The sequence below is a fragment of the Bradyrhizobium sp. HKCCYLR20261 genome (genome assembly GCF_051168435.1).
GTDB lineage: Bacteria > Pseudomonadota > Alphaproteobacteria > Rhizobiales > Xanthobacteraceae > Bradyrhizobium.
The window spans coordinates 481,441-501,713 of sequence record NZ_JBNPUZ010000003.1 but is presented as its reverse complement, the minus strand read 5'-3'; the positions used below and the strand labels follow the sequence as shown (position 1 = coordinate 501,713).

Here is a 20,273-nt window from a genome sequence, read left to right as displayed (position 1 = left end):
CCTTGATCGGATGTGCTTCCGCGCCCTTCAGCTACACAAGGAGGAAATCCTCGTTGGTCATGGCGAGCCCCTTGGAGAGGATTGCGATCTCGACCGCGCCACCGGCCTTGCTGCCGTTCGCGTCATAGATCAGCACGCCGGTCTCCGCGTTGTAGATGATGTGGTCGTCGGCATCGAGCGCCTTCGACCCGATGCGGAATTCGCAGGCCGATAGGGTCTCGCCCTCCTTGCCGTGAAGCGCCGTGAAGATGTTGCGGTCGAGCCAGATCGTGTCGTCGGCAACGGAGAAATCCGTGATCGTGTCGCGGTTCTCCGCTCCGCGATGGCTCCAGCCGCCATCGTGACTCCAGGCGTTCCACTGACAGTCCGATGACAGCTTCGAGCTGAACACGAAGGCATCGGCGCCATCGCCTCCCGTGAGGACGTCATTGCCTGCCCCGCCGTCGATGAAATCATTGCCAGCGCCACCATCGATGACGTTGGCCTTGCGATCGCCCTCGAGATGATCGTCGAAGGCCGACCCCTTCAGGTTCTCGAAGCCTCGAAGCGTATCGACGCCGGTAGCTTCGCCGGTATCCTGCGCTTCTGTCAGCGCAAGGCTGACCGTGACGGCCGATGTCGCATGCTCGTAGGAGACGGTATCGAGGCCGGAGCCGCCGTCCATATGGTCATCGCCGGCACCGCCCTCGATGACGTCATTGCCCGCGCGGCCGGAGAGATAGTTGTCGCCGGCATTGCCGGTGATCTCGTTGGCCTCGGAGTTGCCGGTGCCGGTTTTGGCGCCGTCGAGCAGCACGAGGTTCTCGACATTGTGCGCAAGCGTATAGCTGATGGCCGCGCTTTTCACCGTGTCGGTGCCGTCGTGACAGCGTTCAATGACCTTATCGTTCCAGCTGTCGACAAGATAGGTGTCGTCCCCACCACGGCCGATGAAGGTGTCGCGCCCGCCACCGCCGTCGAACAGATCGTTGCCGTCGGTGCCAATGAGCCTGTCATTGCAGGAGGTGCCGTGGATGACGGGCGTCTCGTCCACATCGGCGATGGCGAGCGTGTAGGACGCCGAATCCTCATGCCGGCCGGGCAGCGACGCGTCGTCGACGACGACCGTCACATCGACGCGCTGCATCTGCTCGTAATCGAGCTGAACGCCGGCCTTCAGATAGAGCCCGGCGACGCCTGCAATGGTGAGGATCTCGAACATGGCGGCTTGGCTGCCGGACAGGGACAGCGTGTTCTGCCGGAAGGTGCTCGCCGTGTCGGGATCGTTCAGGACGATGTCGGCCACCTTGAGCGGGGTGGTGACGGCCGTGTTTTCCGCAATCGACGCGAGCACCGGCGTCAGCGAGATCGAGGCCTTCTCGTTGACGTCGGCGACGTCGATCGCAATCGTCCTGTCGATGCTGAGTCCGCCCGCATCGGTCACCTTCACCGTGATCTCGTGCGATGCGTCCGTCTCGAAATCAAGCGCGTCACCCCGGGCCAGCACGAGCTTGCCGTCGACGATCGCGAAGCGTCCTCCGGCATCATCGGTCAGCGCGTAGCTGATGACGTCGCCGCTGTCAGGATCGGTTGCCGACAGGACGCCGACCACCGTGCCTGCCGCCGCGTTCTCCGCGACCGGGTTGCTCGCGAGCGCGATCCCGGTCGGCGCCTCGTTCACGTTGGTGACCGCGATGGTCAAGGCGACGCTGGCGTCCGGCGTGGCTCCGACCGCGGCGTCGTCAACGGTGATGACGACGTCGAACTGCGTCTTTCCGCCTTCGAAGTCGAGCACCGTCCCGGCCTTGAGATACAGCGCGTTGCCGTCGATCTCGAACGAGCCGCTGTCGTCGCCGGCAAGGCCGATCGCGTTCGTGCCCTTGCCGTCATCGGTGACCGCGATGTCGGCGACCTTGATCCTTACGTCGGTTGCCGTGTCTTCGGCGATCGACGTCAATGGGTTCGCGAGGGAGACGCTGCTGGGCGCCTGGTTGGCGGCGGGGAGCCCGATGTCCTCGCCGGTCAGCGTTCCGTCGTCGAACTGGAACCGCTCGACGTCGGTGACGGTGTCGATGCTGCCGTCATGGCGGTTTGCGACACTCACGACGTTGCCGTCGACGCTGATGGTATAGTCGGAGATCTTGCCGGCGAACACTGCCGTGTCCGTCCCCGCGCCGCCATCGAGAACGTCGTTCCCACCGGCGCCACCCGCGAGCGTATCGTCGCCGGCATTGCCTGTGAGCGCGTCATTGCCCATGCCGCCGGTGAAAGTGACGGCCTCGCTGGTCTGTGCCATGGCCTTCACGGCGCCGATGGCACCTTCACCGGTGACGCCCGAGGCGTCGAGCGTCCGCAACTTGCCAATATCCGTGCCGTCGACCGTCAGATCCCAGCCGGTGTTTCCCGCGATCGTCAGCGTCGTCGTGGCGTCCAGATCGAGCACCTGCGCGAACGCATCCGTCGGCTGCTGGGACAGAGGCGGCTGGTCGATGTTCGGATCGAACGGCGCGTCGTGATAGGAAGCGTCGCGCGAATCCGTCGTGATGGCGACGGTTTCGGCATCGGCCACATGGATCGTGCCATAGTCCACCCCATCCGTCGCCAGTCCGATGAAGCGGAGCGTGATCGAATCGTTCCCTGCGTCGCCAGCGAGATCGAGGTTGAGCGTCCCGAACGCATTCCCATAGCTCGTGAAGACATAGCCTCCGAGGCCGTCGACGTTTTGCGCTGGATCGGAGACGGAGCGAATGGTCACGTCCGCGTTGTTGACGAGGCCGACGACCGAGTTGTCGACATCGGCGCACGCACCGCCGATGAATCGCAGCTTGGCGAGACTGTCGAAGTCGGCAACGTCGACGACCTGGTTGGTCAGCGACGTCGCATCGAGCTGGAGGATCTCGAAATTCTGGATGCGGTCACTGATGTCGCCAATGGCCGCGGCCACTGCAAAGGTCATGCGCAGCGTGTCACCTGCCACTTCGGTCTCGACCGTCGTGGAGTCCGGCTGCGTGAATGTGGAGACGCCGCCATCGAGCATGCCGCCATTCTGGAACGCGCCACTTCCCAGAATACGGGCTTCATCGTCGCCCGCGCCGAGATCGATGCTGCCGCGCAGCCCGCGGCCGGCATTCGTGGCGGCCTCGTCACCTTGCGTGCCGTCATTCGACAGGTTGACGTCGCCGAGATTCCCGAAGCGGATCAACTCGCTCCCGAAACCGCCCGAGAACGAGTAGTTGGCATTGCCCCCTGCGGTGGCGAGTATGGCATCGTCCAGCGGCGTCTCGATGGTGAGAATTCCGGACTGGCCGTAATAGGAGAAGTGCTCGACCGGACTGAAGCCTGCGAACGGAGCGGCAATCGTCGTGACGTTCGGAATGTACCATTTGATGGCGCCTCCGGCGACATTCTGAAAGGTGAACGATGTCGCGGACGCAAATGACAGGTTGAAGTCGTTGACGGCGGCGCCGTTCCATTTGTCCGCCAGCAGGCCGGAGCCGACCGAGTCCGATATCAGATAGATGCTCGTTGCCGTGTCGTCGATGATCTTGGCGTCGGCGCCCATGTTCAGGCCGAACGACATCAATGTGAGATCGCGCGCGCCCTCCGCAGCGTGGACCGTCACGGTTTCCGTCATCTCCTGGCTGAGATAGTTGTCAATCTGCGCGTAGGATCCGAGCCAGGTCAGCTTCAGCAGCGTCAGCGCATCGCTCTCGATGTCGACTGAACCATAGGTGTGCTCGATGCCGACGGTCTGCAGCATGTCACGCCCGCCGTGCTCGGTTCCGAGGTCGGCAATGGTGACGTCCTGCGCCCAATCGATGACGGCGCCGATCTCGTAGCCGTCATATTGCCGCACGATCGGATCGTAGCTTGGCTGGAAGAACGCGTTCTGGATGACGTCGACGAGCGGGTTCGGAAGTTCCGTCGTCCGGTCCGCAAACTCGATCTTCTCGACATCGTCGAACTTGATGCCGGTGCGCTCGACAACGCCATCGACGACTCTCTCGAAATAGACTGTCTGATTGTTGAACCCAGGGTTGACCGCGTCGAGCATATAGAGGCGGTATTCGGATCGCGCGCCGGCGAGCACCAGCGTATCGATGCCCTCTCCGCCGGAGACGTAGTCGACGTCGCCGGTGCCCGGCAGCAACCGGTCGTTGCCGTCGCCGCCGATGAGCTGATCGCTGCCGGAGCCGCCGACGATGAGGTCGTTCCCGTCACCGCCGACCAGGAGGTCGTCGCCGCTCAAGCCATAGAGCTTGTCGTTGCCGGATCCGCCATTCAGGGTGTCGCCGTGGGCGCCGAGATATTTCCAGGTTTCGTCGTTGGTCTGATCGTCGCTGCCGATGATCAGGTCGTTGCCGCCGCCGCCGAAGATGGAGTCTCCCAGCAGCGGATAGGCGCCGCCGCCGATCAGCGTATCGTTGCCGTCGCCGGCGATGATGGTATCGAGACCTGCGCCGCCGTCGACGAAATTGTTGCCGCTGCCGGTGAAGATGATGTCTTCCCCGCCCAGACCGTAGATCTCATTGTCTCCAAAATCGCCCCTGAGCGTCTCGCTCGCGGCAGTGCCGGTGATGGTCCCGGCGCCCTGGCGGTCAGCCTCGGAGGTGGTGACCGTTGCTGTTGTATCGGCGGTTCGATCGCCGGCGCTGACGATGGGTTGCGGAGTGGACGAGACGACGACGATGTCGTCGAACGACAGGTCCGCCGGTGTCTGGGCGAGCAGCGCGAACTGCACGGCAGCGCTGCTGCCACTGCCGTCGGCATCGAAGAACAGGGCGCCGGTTGCCGCGTCGTAGATGATGCGGTCGGCAGCCGTCTCCGCGCCCTGGCCGATGACATAGAAGACATCGGCATCGAGCGTTCCGAGATCGAGCCCTGCGAAGATCGACGAGTCCAGCCAGATCGTATCGACGTGATGGGCGAAATCGAGAATGATGTCGAGATTGGTCGCAGCGTTCAGGGCGCGGTCGAACAGGAAGTGGTCGGCGCCCTCGTCACCCTCGAGAATATCATTGCCGGCACCGCCCGAGAGGGTGTCGCTGCCTTCGCCGCCGCTCAGCGTATCGCCGCCGCGCATGCCGTACAGCCGGTTGTCGAGGGCGTTGCCCGCGATATCGTCGTTGCCATCTCCGGTGACGGCGTTCTCGATCTCGGTGCCACCCGCCAGCGTCAGGAATGCGGCTCCATTCACGGTCGAGGTGGCGCCTTCCGCAAGCGAGATGACGAGATTGCCGGACATCGCGGCCATGTCGAGCCAGTCTGCGCTGCCCCCATCGTCGCTCAACGTCTGGCGGGAGCCGTCCTTGGCCAATGTGGTCAGGATCTCGTTGGTATAGTGATAGACGTCGCTGTCGAGATCGTTGCCGCCGGAAGCGCCGTCGCGGCCGTGCAATGTGACCGTGGCCGCGCTGAGAAGGCCCGGATCGTTGCCGAACCAGGCGTCCGTGATGCGCAAGGTCCAGACGCCGTTGGCATCCTCTCCCCGGAAGGCGTTTGCGCCGAGTGCGAGATGCACCCCACCGGTCGCGTTGTCGAACAGGAAGTCCCGGTTGAAGTCGGCGAGCTCGACGACCGTCCCGTCGGGAGATATCAGCGAGATGCTGAGGTCTGCGAGATACTTCGTTCCGATACCCTCGACACCGCCGAAGATGTCGATCACGACCGAAGCCGTCGCCGAACTGTGGGCAATGTCGAGGTCGATGTTGACGAACTCGACGTCGAATTCATTGCCCGAGAAGTCGAATGTGATGTCGGTGTTGGTCAGGTCGTTGATCACCGCGCCCGTGGAGAACGTCGACGAGAACGACGTTTCGTTGGCGCTGACCTGTGGCGCCGCAAACAAGCCCCACACCTCGGCCATGCGCACGGCGTTGTAGGCGTCGATGGCGCCAAAGCCGTAGTCGGCCGAAAAGTGCAGGCCGCCGCCGTTCCAATTGCCGGCATTGTTGTAGAACCAGCTGTTATCCTCGGACGCCGTGCGATTGCCGCCGATACCGCTTCCGATCTCCCGCGCCGAGTAGGCGAGGATGGTCTGCACGTCGCGCCAGCCGAGATCGGCGTTGGCATCCAGCATCAGGGCGACAACGCCGGAGACGATGGGCGTTGCTCCGGAGGTGCCGCCGAACTGGTTCGTGTAGTCGGACGGCACGATGACATCGCCGCTCATGTTGTATCCGAGCTCGCCTTGCAGGTCGGTCGTGACGAGGCCGGGATCGATGTGTACGCCGGGCGGGTCGAGGAAGCCGCGGCGATCGCCGCTCGACGGCGCCGAGACGAGCAGATTGGCGCCGAAATTGGAGTACCAGGCGGCGTCGCCAGTCGCATCATAGGCGCCAACCACGATCGTCGCGCGTGATGTGTCCGCGGCGTCGCCGTTGGCGTTGAGATCGTCGTTGCCGGCCGCCTTGGTAATGATCGTTCCTAGTCCGCCGCGGCCGGACTCGACCGCCGCCATCCAGCCCGCAACGATCTGCGCGTTCGAGGCGCTGGCCGCCTGGTAGAAGATCGGCTGCGCGCCCCAGCTGTTGGAGATGATGTCGAATTGCCCGGCATGGCCAAGTGCCTCGATGAACCCCGTGAAATTGCTGTTGATGTCGGCGGCTCCGCCGAAGATCGGGACACCGGTGATGCTGCTGCCATAGGCCACGCCGACCGCGCCGAAGCCGTCGCGTGCAGCGGCGATCAATCCTGCGACCGCCGTGCCATGCGCACCGCCGTATCCCAGCGTGACAGGGAGGCTGGCGTCGAGATGCTCGCCGCCGACGACGACTTCCAGGCTGGCGTCGTAGTTCGATTGAAGGTCCGGATGTTGCGTCTCGATACCGTCGTCGTAGATGCCGACGTGGACACCGCTGCCCGTGAATTCTTCCCAGATCTTCTGAATGTCACCGAGAAGGCCGAGATGCCATTGATCGTCGAACAGGTCATCGGTGGGAGGCGGCTCTGTGGATGACGTGGCGGTCGAGACCGCCGTCGTGACCGCGCTCGAGCCGTCGGAGGGCGGCTGTTTCGAGATGACCGGCGCTGGCAGCGTTGCGTAGACCGGGGCAGTCTCGCCGGAGGGAGACGACGGAGAGAGCGGAACGGTGCCGGTTGCCGAAAGCTCGCTGTCGACTGCGAGATCGATGCGCGGAGCATTCCGAGAGGCTGCGTCGGTCGTTGTCATCAGATCTTTCCCGTTCAGAGGCGTCATGTCGGGCCGACATGATCCGGCCGTTGCGAAAAGCGCTCGGTCGTGTGGGGTCGTTACCCACCGGTCGTGGTCACCGTCGTCTTACCGTCCAATCGCAGCGGTGCTTCTGCGCCGTAGCCTGATAGCCGAGCGTACGCTTGGAGAGAGTGCGCGCGCCCCGCAGCTCGTCCGGTGGGTGTGCATGTCCCAAATGCGCTGCCTCCTTTGGTTCCGTTGTCGAACGTGCGTGACTGCAGCATTCGCGGTTTCATGTATTCCGGCTCTCGGCCGAAATACGTCGCGGCGTTCGTCAGAGCGCCAGTCGGTCTGATGACGGCGCATTGTTGCGACGTCTCGTCGATCAGTTAGTTCATCGACCTATGTGGCAAAAATTCGAGAGATGATTGCGATGTATGGCGTTCGAGGCGCGTTGCCGATCCGTCGATGAGATGTCTCTGATGATGAATGACGTGGCAAAGAAACAGACGGACGTTCGAGAATGTCCTGTTCGCGCAGCTATTTGTAGCCGGGCACGAAGCAAGACTGATCGTAAAGTTTGGTGGGAAGCTTCACGCGAATAATAAAAATTAGAAAGCCTGAAGACTTGGCGTGATACGGGATCGTCGAAGATGGCCTGGGAAAACGACGTGGCACCGTCGGGAAGTGCATCGCCTGTTGATCGGGATAAATCTCACCAGCAGCGGGTGTGAGCTCCAGGTGAGAATGAACGCGCCGGCGATTCTCGCCGAAGCCGATTGGCGCGGTCCGAAATCAGAAAAGGCCCCGGCCACTTGGGGAGCCGGAGACCGGGGTGGGTTTTGGAAAGATGATGATTGAAGGAAGGATCGTCTGCCAGGACTCGCGCGTGAAGCCTGAAGTCGCGACTACATGTCAGGACAGAACACGCTGTTCGAATCGGGAATTTCTCTATCTCAGTTCGGGAAGATGTTGGTGTGACGAAGTCCATCGCGAAACAATGAGCTGCTGAATGGCGTTGGGAGTAGCTGGCGCTGGGCCGCAAAACCGATCATCTGGCGCGGCAGATCGGCGTCCGGGGTCTTCTCCACCAGCGTGCGCAGGTTCATCATGCCGCCGGTCATCGGTGGTTCCTCGGCGAGGTCGGTCTTGGCGGTCATCCGCCGCGCGATATCGATGACCCGTTCGTCGGCGCCCGCTCGGCGGAGAAACGTCCCGTTGACATATTTTCCCTTTCGTCGGACTTGGGCTCTCCACGAGCCGGACTTCAGTCCGGTGAATGTTGCACGTGTGTGCGCTCCGTGTGCGCTGAGGCGGCGAAAAGCCGGAAAAAGCATCGCGCCGTGGCGTAGAATAGGGTGCACACAAGGCGGCCCAACGAATTGAATATGCTAAAAAATGAAGCGATATCAATCACATAGATTTTCCGTGGCGCCTATGATGGATTGGACGGATCGGCATTGCCGGGTGTTCCATCGGCTGCTGACGCGCCGGGCGCTGCTCTATACCGAGATGGTCACGACGGGCGCCGTCATTCACGGCGACCGCAAGCGTCTGCTCGGCTTCGACGCCAGCGAGCATCCGGTGGCGCTGCAGCTTGGCGGCTCCGATCCGGCGGATCTCGCCACCTCGGCGAGGATCGGCGAGGACTTCGGCTATGACGAAATCAATCTCAATGTCGGCTGTCCGTCGGACCGGGTGAAGGACGGTCGCTTCGGCGCGTGCTTGATGGCCGAGCCTGCGCTGGTCGCGGCCTGCGTTGCGGCGATGAAGCGCGCGGTGACGATCCCCGTCACCGTGAAGTGCCGGATCGGCATCGACGATCAGGATCCGGAGATCGCGCTCGATGCGCTCGCCGATGCCGTGGTGGACGCCGGCGCCGACGCCCTGGTCGTGCATGCGCGCAAGGCCTGGCTGAACGGCCTGTCGCCGAAGGAGAACCGCGACATCCCGCCGCTCGACTACGACCGGGTGTACCGGTTGAAGGCGCGGCTGCCGCAGGTGCCGGTGATCATCAATGGAGGCATCACCAGCATCGAGGCCGCGCAACGGCATCTTGCGCATGTCGACGGCGTGATGCTCGGGCGCGCGGCCTATCAGGAGCCGTGGCGGCTGCTCGATGTCGATCCCGTGCTGTTTGGCGAGGCCGCGCCGCATGCGTCGATGAAGGAGGCGCTCGCCGCGCTCGAACCCTATATCGCGCGTCAGCTCGGGCAGGGCACGCGGCTGCACGCGATCACGCGGCATCTCGTTGGTGCCTATCACGCGGTGCCTGGCGCCCGCGGCTTCCGCCGTCATCTCGCCGAGCGCGGCGTCAAGCCCGAGGCCGGCATCGAGGTGCTGCGCGAGGCGGTGGCGATGGTCGAGGAGCGCACGCCGGCCGCCGCGCTCGCTTGAGTCAAAGGTCGGCGGACAGCAGCTCCGCCACGGCCTGCCGCGCCACCGCATTCTCCTCAGGCAGGCCGATCGAGATACGCAGCCAGGTGTCGAAATGCGGCTGGGCGCGGCCGATGATGATGCCGCGAGCGGCGAGAGCCGCGGCAGCTTCGGCATGTGGACGGCCGCAATCGAAGAACACGAAGTTGGCCTGCGAGGCGCTGAAGCGGCGGCCGTGCCCGCGCAGCAGCGCGTGCCACGCCTCGCGCTCCGCTGCGACCTGGGCCCGGACATTGTCCACGTAGTTGCGATCATCCAGGCTGGCCATGGCGGCGACGAGGCTCAACCGGCTCAGGCCGAAGAAGGCGCCGATGCCCATCTGCTTCAGGCCTGCAGCCAGCGGCTTCGGCGCCAGCGTGGCGCCGATGGCGAGGCTCGCCAGTCCGTAGATCTTCGAGAATGTCCTGAACACGGCGACATTGGCGCCCTCGCGCAGCAGCGGCGCGACGGTGCGCGCGGCGAAGTCCGGCAGGAATTCGAGATAGGCCTCGTCGACGATCACGAGCGTGCGCGTCGACAAGGCGCGAACGGCTGCGATGAAGTCTGCGGCGTCGCTGACGGTGCCCGACGGATTATGCGGGTTGACGAGATAGACGGCGCGCGTGGTGCCATCGACGGCGGCGGCGATCGCCGGCAGGTCGTTCTCGAGCCGCGCGTTCAGCGGCACGCCGACCACGCGTCCGCCGGCCGGCGCCACCGCGTCGACCAGCGCGGTGTAGCCCGGCTCGGAATAGACGAAGCTGCCGCCGGGACCGTCCTGTGCGGACAGATACAGGCCGAGCACGTTGAGGTTCTCGCCGAGCACGATCTGATCCGCCGGGATGTTGTCGCGCGCGGCGATCGCGGCCGTGAGATCGTCGACCTCGCGGCCGGTGTAGCGCGCCAGGCCGGCGAGATCGGCCCGGATGGCGTCGACAGCCGCGGGCGCAGGGCCGAACGGGTTTTCGTGCAGCGAAAGCTGGATCGGATAGCGGGGCAGGGTGTCGGCCATGGGATGCGACTCTAGGCCGACAGTCGCTCTCGCCGCAAGCCGGTGGCCGTTGCGGACGCACTCTCAGCTGCGATCGGGATAGCCGTGCAGCATCAGCCGGTCGGAGCGGACCTCGAAGCGCTCGAGCCGGTCGAGAAAGCTCATGCCGAGCAGGTTGGTCTTCATCTGGCCGTGCGGCACGACCAGCGCGGGAACGGAGCGCTCCACGAGCTTGCCGATCGCGAGCCGATCGAGCGTCAGCCGGGCCGCCTTGGTGTGGCCGCCCGCGGTCTCGACGTCGACGTCGTAGTTCAGCAATTCGAGCGGCAGTCCGGCGGCCTTGGCGGTCTCCCAGGTCAGCACCACCGAGGTCGCGCCGGTGTCGACCACCATCGGCGCGGTGACGCCATTGATCTTGGCGCGCAGCGCGAACTCGCCGCCCCTGGTCCGCTCGATCTCGACGGCGTTGGTCGGAGGGCTCGCCTTTGCCCTCAAGGCCCGGCTGCGCAGCATCTCCGAGACGGTGTCGCTGGCCAGCGCGGCCTGCTCGGGATCCTTGTAGACGATCACGGCGCTCGCGGTGACCACCATGGTGACGAGGACCAATGCGACCTTGTTCATGCCCGGCCTCCGACGGAGGCTGAGGCGCTCAGCCGCGCTTGCGGGCCATCGCAGGCAGGCCGGCGTCGTGCATGCGCGAGGCAAGCCCGTCCATCACCGCCAGCCTCTCGTCGCGAGACATGCTGCCCCATCGCGCGATCTCCGGCAGCGTGCGGCCGCAGCCGAAGCACAGCTTGGTCTTCGGGTCGATCATGCAGACGGCGATGCAGGGGGTGTCCTGGCTCATTCCGCCAGTCAAAGAGGGTTTGGTCCGGCTTTGCAAGTGCCATCATCTCACAGTCCCGTTCCGGCATTCATGATCGGTTTGCGCAGCAGTCGCCGCTTCTCCTGGGCGGGCGCGGTGGCAGGGTCAGGTTGCAGCGGCGGCGCCTCGTCGGACAGCGGCGCCAGCGCGGACATCACCCGCTCCGGCGGGAAGGTGACGATCACCTCGGTGCCGATGCGGACCTTGGATTTCAGCGTGAACGTGCCGCCATGCATCTCGATCAGGTTCTTGGCGATCGGCAGGCCGAGGCCCGCGCCCTGTTCGGCCGATTTGATCGAGTTCGAGCCCTGGCCGAACGAGGCAAGCACGATCGGAATCTCGTTTTCGGGGATGCCTGAGCCGGTGTCCCTGACGCTGAGATATTGCCCGCCCGACGCCGTCCAGCCGGCCTTCAGCCAGATCTCGCCGCCCTGCGGGGTGAACTTGATGGCGTTGGACAGCAGATTGAGAACGACTTGGCGGATGGCGCGCTCGTCCGCCCACAGCCGCGGCATCTTCTGCTCGAACACCTCGTGGATGGTGAGGCCACGGCTGGAGGCGCGCAGCTTGAGCAGGTGATGGCAGTCGGCGATGACGTGCACCAGCGCGACGGCTTCCTCGTTCAGCTCGTAGCGGCCGGCCTCGATGCGCGAGAGATCGAGGATCTCGTTGATCAGGTTGAGCAGGTGGACGCCGGAGTTGTGAATGTCGGCGGAATATTCCTTGTAGACCGGCACCGCATGCGCGCCGAAGATCTCGCTCTTCATCACCTCGGAGAAGCCGAGGATGGCGTTCAGCGGCGTGCGCAGCTCGTGGCTCATCTGCGCGAGGAAGCGCGACTTGGCGACGTTGGCGGCCTCGGCGCGGTAGCGTGCCTCGTCGGAGATCGCCTTGGCCTGTTCGAGCTCGCCGATCAGCGCGTCCTTCTCGGCGCGCGCCTCGAGCGTCGCGAGCGTCGTCGCGTGCAGCTGGTGCGCCAGCAGCACGAAATAGCCTTCGGCCGCGACAGCAAATCCGGCCAGGAGATAGTTGTCGAATGTGCCTGACAGCGCGAGGCTGAGCGTGATCGCGACCGTCACCGGCGCGGTGACCGCAACGGCTGCGATCGGCAGGTTGGCGGCGAGCATGCTGGAGACGGCGATCACCAGCAGCATCAGGAACATCATCAGCGTGCCCGACACCTCGGCAAGCGCGGGGTGGATGAGGATCGCCATCCAGCACACGCCATAGAGCAGGTCGAGCAGCACGAAGCGCGTGCGCCAGCGCCGCGTCGCCGCCAGCGACGGCTGGTCGGCGAGGAAGTTGTTGCAGTTGCGGACGATGGCGGCGTGGATGCAGAGCACGCCGAGCGTCCAGGCGCCGGCAGCGATCGTATGCAGCCAGACGCTCAGCATCAGGCCGGTGGCGACCACCAGCAGAATGACGATGTAGGACGCGGAGATGCGGGTCTGCGCGTATTGCCGCAGCAGCTCGCGATCGAAGGCGGGCCGCGTGCCCGAGGTCGACGTCAGCCGGTCGCGCGCCTCGCGCACCCGCTGCTGCGCGGCCCGGCGCTGGGCCGCCGGTGCAAGCGCCGGCGGATCGGCCGGAAGCTCGACGACTTCGGGCTTTTCAGCGGGTGTACTCATCAACAACACAAATCCTGCCCGGGGCCGCACGGGCTGCTTTCTGCATCCTCTATAACTGGCTCGAAATCCTTAAGACGGATTATAGACAACGAAAAATTTGCGTTAACCCGGCGTTAAAATTAACCATTGCGGCGAGCAACGGCGCCACGCACACGCAGCCGTCGCCAGCCGATCACGATGCCGGTGATGCTGAAGGCAAAGCCTGCCGCGCACAGACCGACGATGAGGACAGTGCGCAGCGTCCTGTGCGCGAGCAACGTCGGAAAGTTCAACGTATGCAGCGCCTGGTAGAGCCAGCGGTAGGCGCGTCGGGAGGGATCGAGCTTCTCGAGCACGGCGCCGGACGCGGCATCGATGTGATACCAAATGTCGCCGCACACCGCGCGATACACCGGCGCCCCCGGCACATTCGATGTGAACGGATAGTCGTCGCTGGCCTCGATCTCGGCGGACCGCGCGCAACCGGCGCCCAGTCGTGCCGTCGCTTCATTCACCTCGGCCGGCTGTAGAAATCGGCCGACGATCTGCGGCGAGTGGCCCTCGATCACCGCGATCTGCTGCTGCGTGGCAGCGCGCCGGATGCGCTGATGCAGGCGGCCGCCGAAGGCGAACCAGTCGACCTCGCGGACATCACCGTGCACCGCCGACAGCGTGTCCGGCATGAGGCTCTGCCAGTCCGGCGTGCCGACCAGGACGGCCTGTTCCGAGTCGGTCAGACGACCGGTCGTGAACAGCCGGCCGTGGTCCATCGACAGCCAGCCGCTGACGATCCAGGTCAAGACGAACTGCATGCAGACGAGGCCCGTCCAGTGATGCCACTGGTGCCAGCCACGGTAACGCGACGACAGCCGCGCCCGGCGCAGCTTCAGCCTGATCGGGCCGAGCAGGGCGCCGGTCAGGGCGGCCATCACGCCCGCCAGCGAGAGCCACCAGACGGTGACGTTCCACGCCGCCCAGTCCTTGCGCAGCACGGTCGGATAGATCCAGTGCACGACGCTGCCGACGTAGTTCCAGCCGCGTTCGTAGCGCGTCGTGTCGAGCATCACCTCGCCGGTCCGGGAGGAGACGTAGAGCTCGGTGCCCTCGGCATCGTTGAGCGCGACCCGGTAGAGCGGGCGGTGCGGATCGAACCGGTTCGGCACCGTCCATTGATCGTAGCCATCGCGTGCGACGACCGCGGCGCTCGTGGTGTCGAGCCCTCGGCGTTGCGCGGCCGCGCTGGCAACGGACAGCGCGAGATCGGGCGAGGTGACATCGGCCGCCGCAAGCGTGTCGGCATGAACGGCCATGCTGCGGCCGGCGGCGGAGATCACATAGATAGGGCCGTCCGGCCGTTGCGCCAGCCGGATGCGGTTGGGCTGGCCGATCCCGCTTGCAGCGAGCGCCTCTGCCGGGCTGCGCAGCGGTGCCGCGAGATCGAGCGGCGCCAGTCCGGCGAACCGCTCGCTCTCCGTCTGCGCCGGAAACGGCACGAAATGCATCACGATGCCGGTCGCGAACCACAGCACGAACAGCGGGCCGAGCGGAATGCTGAGCCAGCGATGCGTGAGGATCAGCGCCCGGATCATGCGCTAGAACTTGAACGAGGCTTCGACCTCGTAGGTGCGGGGCGCGCCCAGGAAGATCTGGTCGGGATAGAACGGATCGCTCCAGGCGGCGTAGCGCTTGTCGGTGACGTTGCGGACGCGGAAGGCGAGGCGGGTGCTGGTCGCGGTGGCGAACAGCGGCACCTTCGGCAGGTCGACGAAGGCGAACAGGTCGGCCGTGGTGTAGGCCAGCAGCTTCACGGTGTTGGCATCGGTGCTCCAGCGATCGCCGACATGGCGCACCGAGAAGCCGAGCTCGACCGGCCACCAGCCGGGATTGAGGAAGCGGTAGGAGCCGCCGCCGTTGACGATCACGGCGGGGATGTTTGGCGGCGTGTTGCCGGAGAACGAAGCGCTGCCGTCAGCCAGGTCATAGTCGGCATAGCGGGCGCGGACGTAGGCGACATTGCCCCACAATCTGCTCTCCGGCGTCGGCCGCACCGCGGCTGAGAACTCGACGCCCTGCGACTTGACCTTGCCGGCCAAGTTGAGCTGCTGGCCGGCCTGCGCGCTGTAGACATTGTTGCGCTCGATGTCGAACGCCGAGAAGGTCCATTCGGCGCGGCCGTTCCAGGCGAGCTGCTTGACGCCGGTCTCGTAGCTGCGCGAGTCCGACATGGTCAGGTTCTGCGTCGGGCTCAAGAGAAAGATGCTGTCGGCCGAAATATCGCTCGCCGTCGCGTATTGGCTGTAGAAGATGGTGCCCGGCAGCGCCTCCCAGGTATAGCCGATGCGGCCCGTGACCGGCTGCCAGCTCTTCGAATAGGGGAAGCCGGGCCGCTCGGCGCCGTTCCTGATCCAGTTGCGATCGAGCGTGAGCGGGTTGTAGCGCAGGCCGCCGACCAGGGCGAAGGTGTTCGTCAGCTTGAGCCGGTCCTCGAGATTGAGCGCGACGCTGTCGATCGTGGCCGTCTGCAACTGCGTTCTCAAGTCGCCATAAAAGCCGCGGTCGAAGCCGACCAGCGGAACGGGCTCGCCGGGAAAGTTTGCCGCGCCGGGGCGCGTAAAGTCGGTATGGGAGCTCTCGACCGAGCCGACCAGGCGGTTGTCAAGACCGAAGATGCTGCCGTTCCAGGTGACGTCAGTGATGTTGCCGACGATGTTGTGATTGTGGTGGACGAAGAAACGTTCCCGATCGACTTGTTTGGTGAGCGAGTTGTAGGCCGAGATCTCGTTATTGTACCAGTCGCGGCTCGCATTGTAGTTGTAGATCTGGCTCCGCAAGGTGACGGCATTGTTCAGGTCCCACTCGAAGCCGCTGCGGACCCACGACTCCTTGATCGTCTTGTGGCCGTCGACCACATTATAATTGGTCGACAGCGTGCGGCGGTCGATCGTCACGGCGTCGAGATTGCTGCTGTTGTAGGCGGATATCTTGCTGCCCGAGACGATGCCGGCGGTCGCATTGGTGCCGCTGTCGGCCGCCGGCACCAGCGGCGTGCCCTCATAGGGCTTGGCCTTGTAGTCCTTGAACTCGGCGGCGACGAACGTCCTGAAGCTGTCCGACAGGCGATAGTTCAGCTGGCCGGAAACGTGGACGTTCTTGAACTCGGTGTCGTCGATGAAGCCGACTTCCCTGGTCCGGCTGATGTCGAAACGATAGTCGAGCCCCGGGACGGTCGTGCTGCCGCCGGAGCCGAAGCCGCTGCGGAACGTGCCGCGCTGGTCGAAGCCGACGAACGCCTCGTTATGCACCGGGCCCGTGTGCGGCGCCTTGGTTACGAAGTTGATGGTGCCGCCGACCGCGCCCTGGCCCGAGATCAGCGAGGAGGGGCCCTTGAGGAACTCGACGCGGTCGAGGTTGTACGTCTCCATCGTCAGCGCGGTGAAGCCGGTCGGTCCGATATTGATGCCGTTGTAGAGGACGCTGATCTGGTTGCCCTGGAAGCCGCGCATCGCGAAGCCGACATCATTCGGCGCATCGCCCGCGCTGACGCCGGTCGCGCCTTTCACCGCGTCCACCGTCGTGTGGTAGCCCTGCTCGCGCAGCGTCTCGGCGCCAACCACTTCGACGGTCGCCGGCACCTCGCGCGCGGTGAGACCGAGGCGGCTGCCGGCGGCGGCCGGTGCATTGCCGTTGAGCGGCGTCGCCACCGCCGTGGCGGAGGAGGGGACGGTCGGTTGGGTAGCCTGCGACGGCGCCGTGACGCGCCGGGATGCCGCCCGGCGTACCGCTGGAGCGGTGTTCCTCGCTGGCGACGGGGTCCGGCCGGCGGTCGGCCGCTGTCGGGGAGCGTCAACGGTGACGTCCGGCAGCACCGTGTCGGCCGCTGCCCTGCGACCCGGCTCGAACGCCTGCTGCGCGCCGGCGCTAGTGGTCGCGGAGCAGCCCGCCGCCACCAGTGCCGCCAACGATACTGATCCCCACAAACTCCGCACGCTCATGTCGATTCCCATCGCGGCTCCCGATCGTGCCGGACGCCGCGTCCCCTTGCGTTCACGATGACAGTCCAAGCGTTAGCCCAACTCCGCCAATATGTAATGTTATAACATTACATATTTGGCATTCTGCTGCGGCGTGTCTCGATCTGGCAACACATGCGAACGGCTAGCGATTGGAACAGGTATCAGCGCGTTGTGGGGCGTGCAATCACGCGACACTGGCGGGAAGCGCGCGGACAGGTCGCGCGCGGGATCGGCGATGCCGGAGATCGTGGCGGGCAGCGATGATCCTGCCGCCGCCCGAAGCGGCGGCGACAGGGAGGGCCGTCGCGACGACGGTTTACTTCTCCAGCCGGGCCAGCAGGCTCGACGTGTCCCAGCGCTTGCCGCCGAGCTTCTCGACCTCGGAGTAGAACTGATCGACCAGCGCGGTCACCGGCAGATGGGCGCCGTTGCGGCGGGCTTCGGACAGGCAGATCGACAGGTCCTTGCGCATCCATTCCACCGCAAAACCAAAGTCATATTTGCCGTCGTTCATGGTCTTGTAGCGGTTCTCCATCTGCCAGGACTGGGCGGCGCCCTTGGAGATGGTCTCGATCACGGCGGGAACATCGAGGCCCGACTTCTTGGCGAAATGGATGCCTTCGGACAGGCCCTGCACGAGGCCGGCGATGCAGATCTGGTTGACCATCTTGGTCAGCTGGCCGGAGCCGGCCGGTCCCAGCAGCTTGCACATGCGGGCATAGGCGGCGATGACCGGCTCGGCGCCGGCATAGGCGTCGGCCGTGCCGCCGCACATCACGGTCAGCACACCGTTCTCAGCGCCCGCCTGACCGCCGGAGACTGGTGCGTCGATGAATTTGAAGCCGGCCTTGGTGGCTGCGGCGTCGAGTTCACGTGCCACTTCAGCCGACGCGGTGGTGTGGTCGACGAAGGTCGCGCCCTTGGTCATGCCAGCGAAGGCGCCATCCGGGCCGATGGTGACCGAGCGCAGGTCGTTGTCGTTGCCGACGCAGCACATCACGAAATCCTGGCCCTCGGCGGCCTGCTTCGGCGTCGCGGCGGTCTTGCCGCCGAACTTGTCGGCCCATTCCTTCGCCTTGGCCGCGGTGCGGTTGTAGACCGTGACCTCGTGACCACCCTTCTTCACGAGATGTCCCGCCATGGGGAAACCCATGACGCCGAGACCGATGAAAGCGACTTTAGCCATGTGAGCTACCTTGACCTTGGGGTTCTGCCGACGGCCTTGAACGGGCCGGGCTGTTCTTGGAAGGAACACATCAGCATCCGGCGCGGATCGCGGCGGCCTGCTGGACGCCGCACCATAACGGCTTGTCGGGCAGGGGCAACGGCTTCGTGACGGATGCGAAAGCGCGCGGCCGTGCTAAAGAGGCATCATCATGACGGCTTGCAAAGCCGTCATCGGGCAACGAAATCCGAAGATATCAACCAGCCAGGGAGTGTCTCGCATGGGCGTCAGCGTCGGCGTGCTCGATCATTTCAACATCCGGACCCGCAACCTCCAGGAGACGGTGCGCTTCTATGAAGACGTGCTCGGGCTGGAGAACGGCGCCCGGCCGAACTTCGCCTTTCCCGGCGCCTGGATGTACAGCGAGGGCCGCCCCGTGGTGCATCTCGTCGATATCTCGCCGACATCGGAGGCCCAGAAGCCGGACTCCGGCGTCGTCCATCACGTCGCCTTCGTCAGCCGCGGCTTCGCGGGGATGAAGGCCCGGCTCGCGGCCAAGGGCATGCCGTTCGAGGCGCGGCAGGTGCCGGGCGGCGAGCTGTGGCAGATCTTCGTCCGCGACCCTAACGGCGTGATGATCGAGCTCAATTACGAGGCAGCGAAAGAGCAGGCCGAAGATGCGCCTGACGAGACCGCTGCGGATATCGGAACCATGGTGGCGTTTTGAGCCGGCCGGGCTTATGAAGCAGCGCAACAGAAGGCTGGAGCGATCCCTTTCGCTCGTGCGGAAGATCGCGTCCGGCCAAGACGATAGGACGCGATGATGTGGCGCGTTCTGAACTTATTCAGGAGACGCGCCGTGAGCGTGACGCAAGAGCAGGTTGTCGAGGCACTCAAGCGGGTCCGCTCGCCGCGCGGCGTGGCGCTGCCCGATTCCGGCGTGCTGTCGCCGATCACCGCCAATGACGGCAAGGTGTTCTTCTCAATCAATGTCGAGGCCAGCGAAGCCCGCGCCTGGGAGACCACCCGTGCGCAGGCCGAGGCCGCCGTGCGCGCCATTCCCGGCGTGACCATGGCGATGATCGCGCTGACCGCCGAGCGCAAGGCCGGCGCAGCGCCGGCCCCCGCGCCGCGGCAGGGCGGCGTGCAGCCGGTCTCGGCGCATCGTCCGCATCAGCACCAGCATCCTTCCGATTCGCCGATGTCCCGGCAGGCGCCGATTCCCGGCATCGCGGCCGTCATCGCCGTGGCCTCGGGCAAGGGCGGCGTCGGCAAGTCGACCACCGCGATCAATCTGGCGCTGGGCTTGCGCGATCTCGGCCTCAAGGTCGGGCTGCTCGATGCCGACATCTACGGTCCCTCGGTGCCGCGCCTGACGGGCCTGCAGGAGAAGCCGCAGCTCACGCCCGAGAAGAAGATGATCCCGCTGTCGCGCTTCGGCCTGTCGATCATGTCGATCGGCTTCCTGGTCGAGGAGGACTCCGCGCTGGTCTGGCGCGGGCCGATGGTGATGTCGGCGATCAACCAGATGCTGCGCGACGTCGCCTGGGGCACGCTCGACGTCCTCGTCGTCGACATGCCGCCCGGCACCGGCGATGCCCAGCTCACGCTGGCGCAGAACGTGCCGTTGAAGGGCGCCGTGATCGTCTCGACGCCCCAGGACCTGTCGCTGATCGACGCGCGCCGCGGGCTTGCGATGTTCCGCAAGGTGAATGTCCCCGTGCTCGGCATCATCGAGAACATGAGCTACTTCCAGTGCCCGCAATGCGGCACGCGTTCCGATATCTTCGGCCATGGCGGCGCGCGCCACGAGGCCGAGCGTCTCGGCGTGCCGTTCCTCGGCGAGATCCCGCTGCACATGGACATCCGCTCGACCTCGGATGCCGGCAATCCGGTCGTCGAGAGCGAGCCGAACGGACCTCACGCCGCGATCTACCGGACCATCGCGTCCGCCGTCCGCGATCAGCTCAAGGGCGCCATCGCTGCGGCTTGATGCGCTGCAGCAATTTGCGTGCGACCATTCGGCTGTTCGTCATCCCAACGTCGCGTTTTCGCTTAACCGGTTCCGTGCTAAGCCCGCCGCGG

General features: G+C 65.2%; 11 protein-coding genes and 1 pseudogene. 3 read left to right on the top strand and 9 right to left on the bottom strand.

Going from position 1 to position 20,273, the window contains the following annotated elements; translation table 11 throughout:
* Positions 1 to 31: 31 nt before the first annotated feature.
* Positions 32 to 7,150, bottom strand: coding sequence for a S8 family serine peptidase (locus tag ACQR1L_RS09470; RefSeq protein WP_434857681.1), 7,119 nt, complete (start codon positions 7,148 to 7,150; stop codon positions 32 to 34).
* 1,013 nt (positions 7,151 to 8,163) lie between these two features.
* Positions 8,164 to 8,469 (bottom strand): annotated as a pseudogene (locus tag ACQR1L_RS09465) (hypothetical protein); the annotation flags it as partial.
* Positions 8,470 to 8,530: 61 nt separating this feature from the next.
* Between ACQR1L_RS09465 and dusA the strand changes: the two are divergent.
* Entirely contained in the window at positions 8,531 to 9,529 is a 999-nt protein-coding gene (gene dusA, locus ACQR1L_RS09460) for a tRNA dihydrouridine(20/20a) synthase DusA (RefSeq protein WP_434857680.1), read from the top strand.
* A gap of 1 nt (position 9,530) precedes the next feature.
* Here dusA and ACQR1L_RS09455 read toward each other — a convergent pair whose 3' ends face one another.
* From ACQR1L_RS09455 to ACQR1L_RS09425, 7 genes are all read right to left on the bottom strand, one after another.
* Positions 9,531 to 10,559 (bottom strand): pyridoxal phosphate-dependent aminotransferase, encoded by a 1,029-nt coding sequence (locus tag ACQR1L_RS09455; RefSeq protein WP_434857679.1) that lies wholly within the window; start codon positions 10,557 to 10,559, stop codon positions 9,531 to 9,533.
* Positions 10,560 to 10,622: 63 nt separating this feature from the next.
* A complete protein-coding gene (locus ACQR1L_RS09450) occupies positions 10,623 to 11,159 on the bottom strand; it encodes a TIGR02281 family clan AA aspartic protease (RefSeq protein ID WP_434857678.1) in 537 nt (178 codons plus the stop codon).
* A gap of 28 nt (positions 11,160 to 11,187) precedes the next feature.
* Entirely contained in the window at positions 11,188 to 11,385 is a 198-nt protein-coding gene (locus ACQR1L_RS09445; protein ID WP_434857677.1) for a DUF1289 domain-containing protein, read from the bottom strand.
* Between the two features lie 47 nt (positions 11,386 to 11,432).
* Positions 11,433 to 13,031: a sensor histidine kinase gene (locus ACQR1L_RS09440; protein WP_434857676.1), complete on the bottom strand. Its 1,599-nt coding sequence runs from the start codon at positions 13,029 to 13,031 to the stop codon at positions 11,433 to 11,435.
* A 119-nt stretch (positions 13,032 to 13,150) separates the two neighbouring features.
* Positions 13,151 to 14,599 (bottom strand): PepSY domain-containing protein, encoded by a 1,449-nt coding sequence (locus ACQR1L_RS09435; protein ID WP_434857675.1) that lies wholly within the window; start codon positions 14,597 to 14,599, stop codon positions 13,151 to 13,153.
* Positions 14,600 to 14,602: 3 nt separating this feature from the next.
* Positions 14,603 to 17,002 carry a TonB-dependent receptor domain-containing protein gene (locus ACQR1L_RS09430; protein ID WP_434857674.1) on the bottom strand — a complete coding sequence of 800 codons (2,400 nt, stop codon included), beginning with the start codon at positions 17,000 to 17,002 and terminating at the stop codon, positions 14,603 to 14,605.
* 337 nt (positions 17,003 to 17,339) lie between these two features.
* A complete protein-coding gene (locus tag ACQR1L_RS09425; RefSeq protein ID WP_434857673.1) occupies positions 17,340 to 18,209 on the bottom strand; it encodes an NAD(P)-dependent oxidoreductase in 870 nt (289 codons plus the stop codon).
* Positions 18,210 to 18,468: 259 nt separating this feature from the next.
* Here ACQR1L_RS09425 and ACQR1L_RS09420 point away from each other — a divergent pair, with 259 nt between their 5' ends.
* A complete protein-coding gene (locus tag ACQR1L_RS09420; protein WP_434857672.1) occupies positions 18,469 to 18,915 on the top strand; it encodes a VOC family protein in 447 nt (148 codons plus the stop codon).
* 132 nt (positions 18,916 to 19,047) lie between these two features.
* Complete coding sequence (locus ACQR1L_RS09415; protein ID WP_434857671.1) at positions 19,048 to 20,181, top strand: Mrp/NBP35 family ATP-binding protein; 1,134 nt, start codon at positions 19,048 to 19,050, stop codon at positions 20,179 to 20,181.
* Positions 20,182 to 20,273 lie beyond the last annotated feature (92 nt).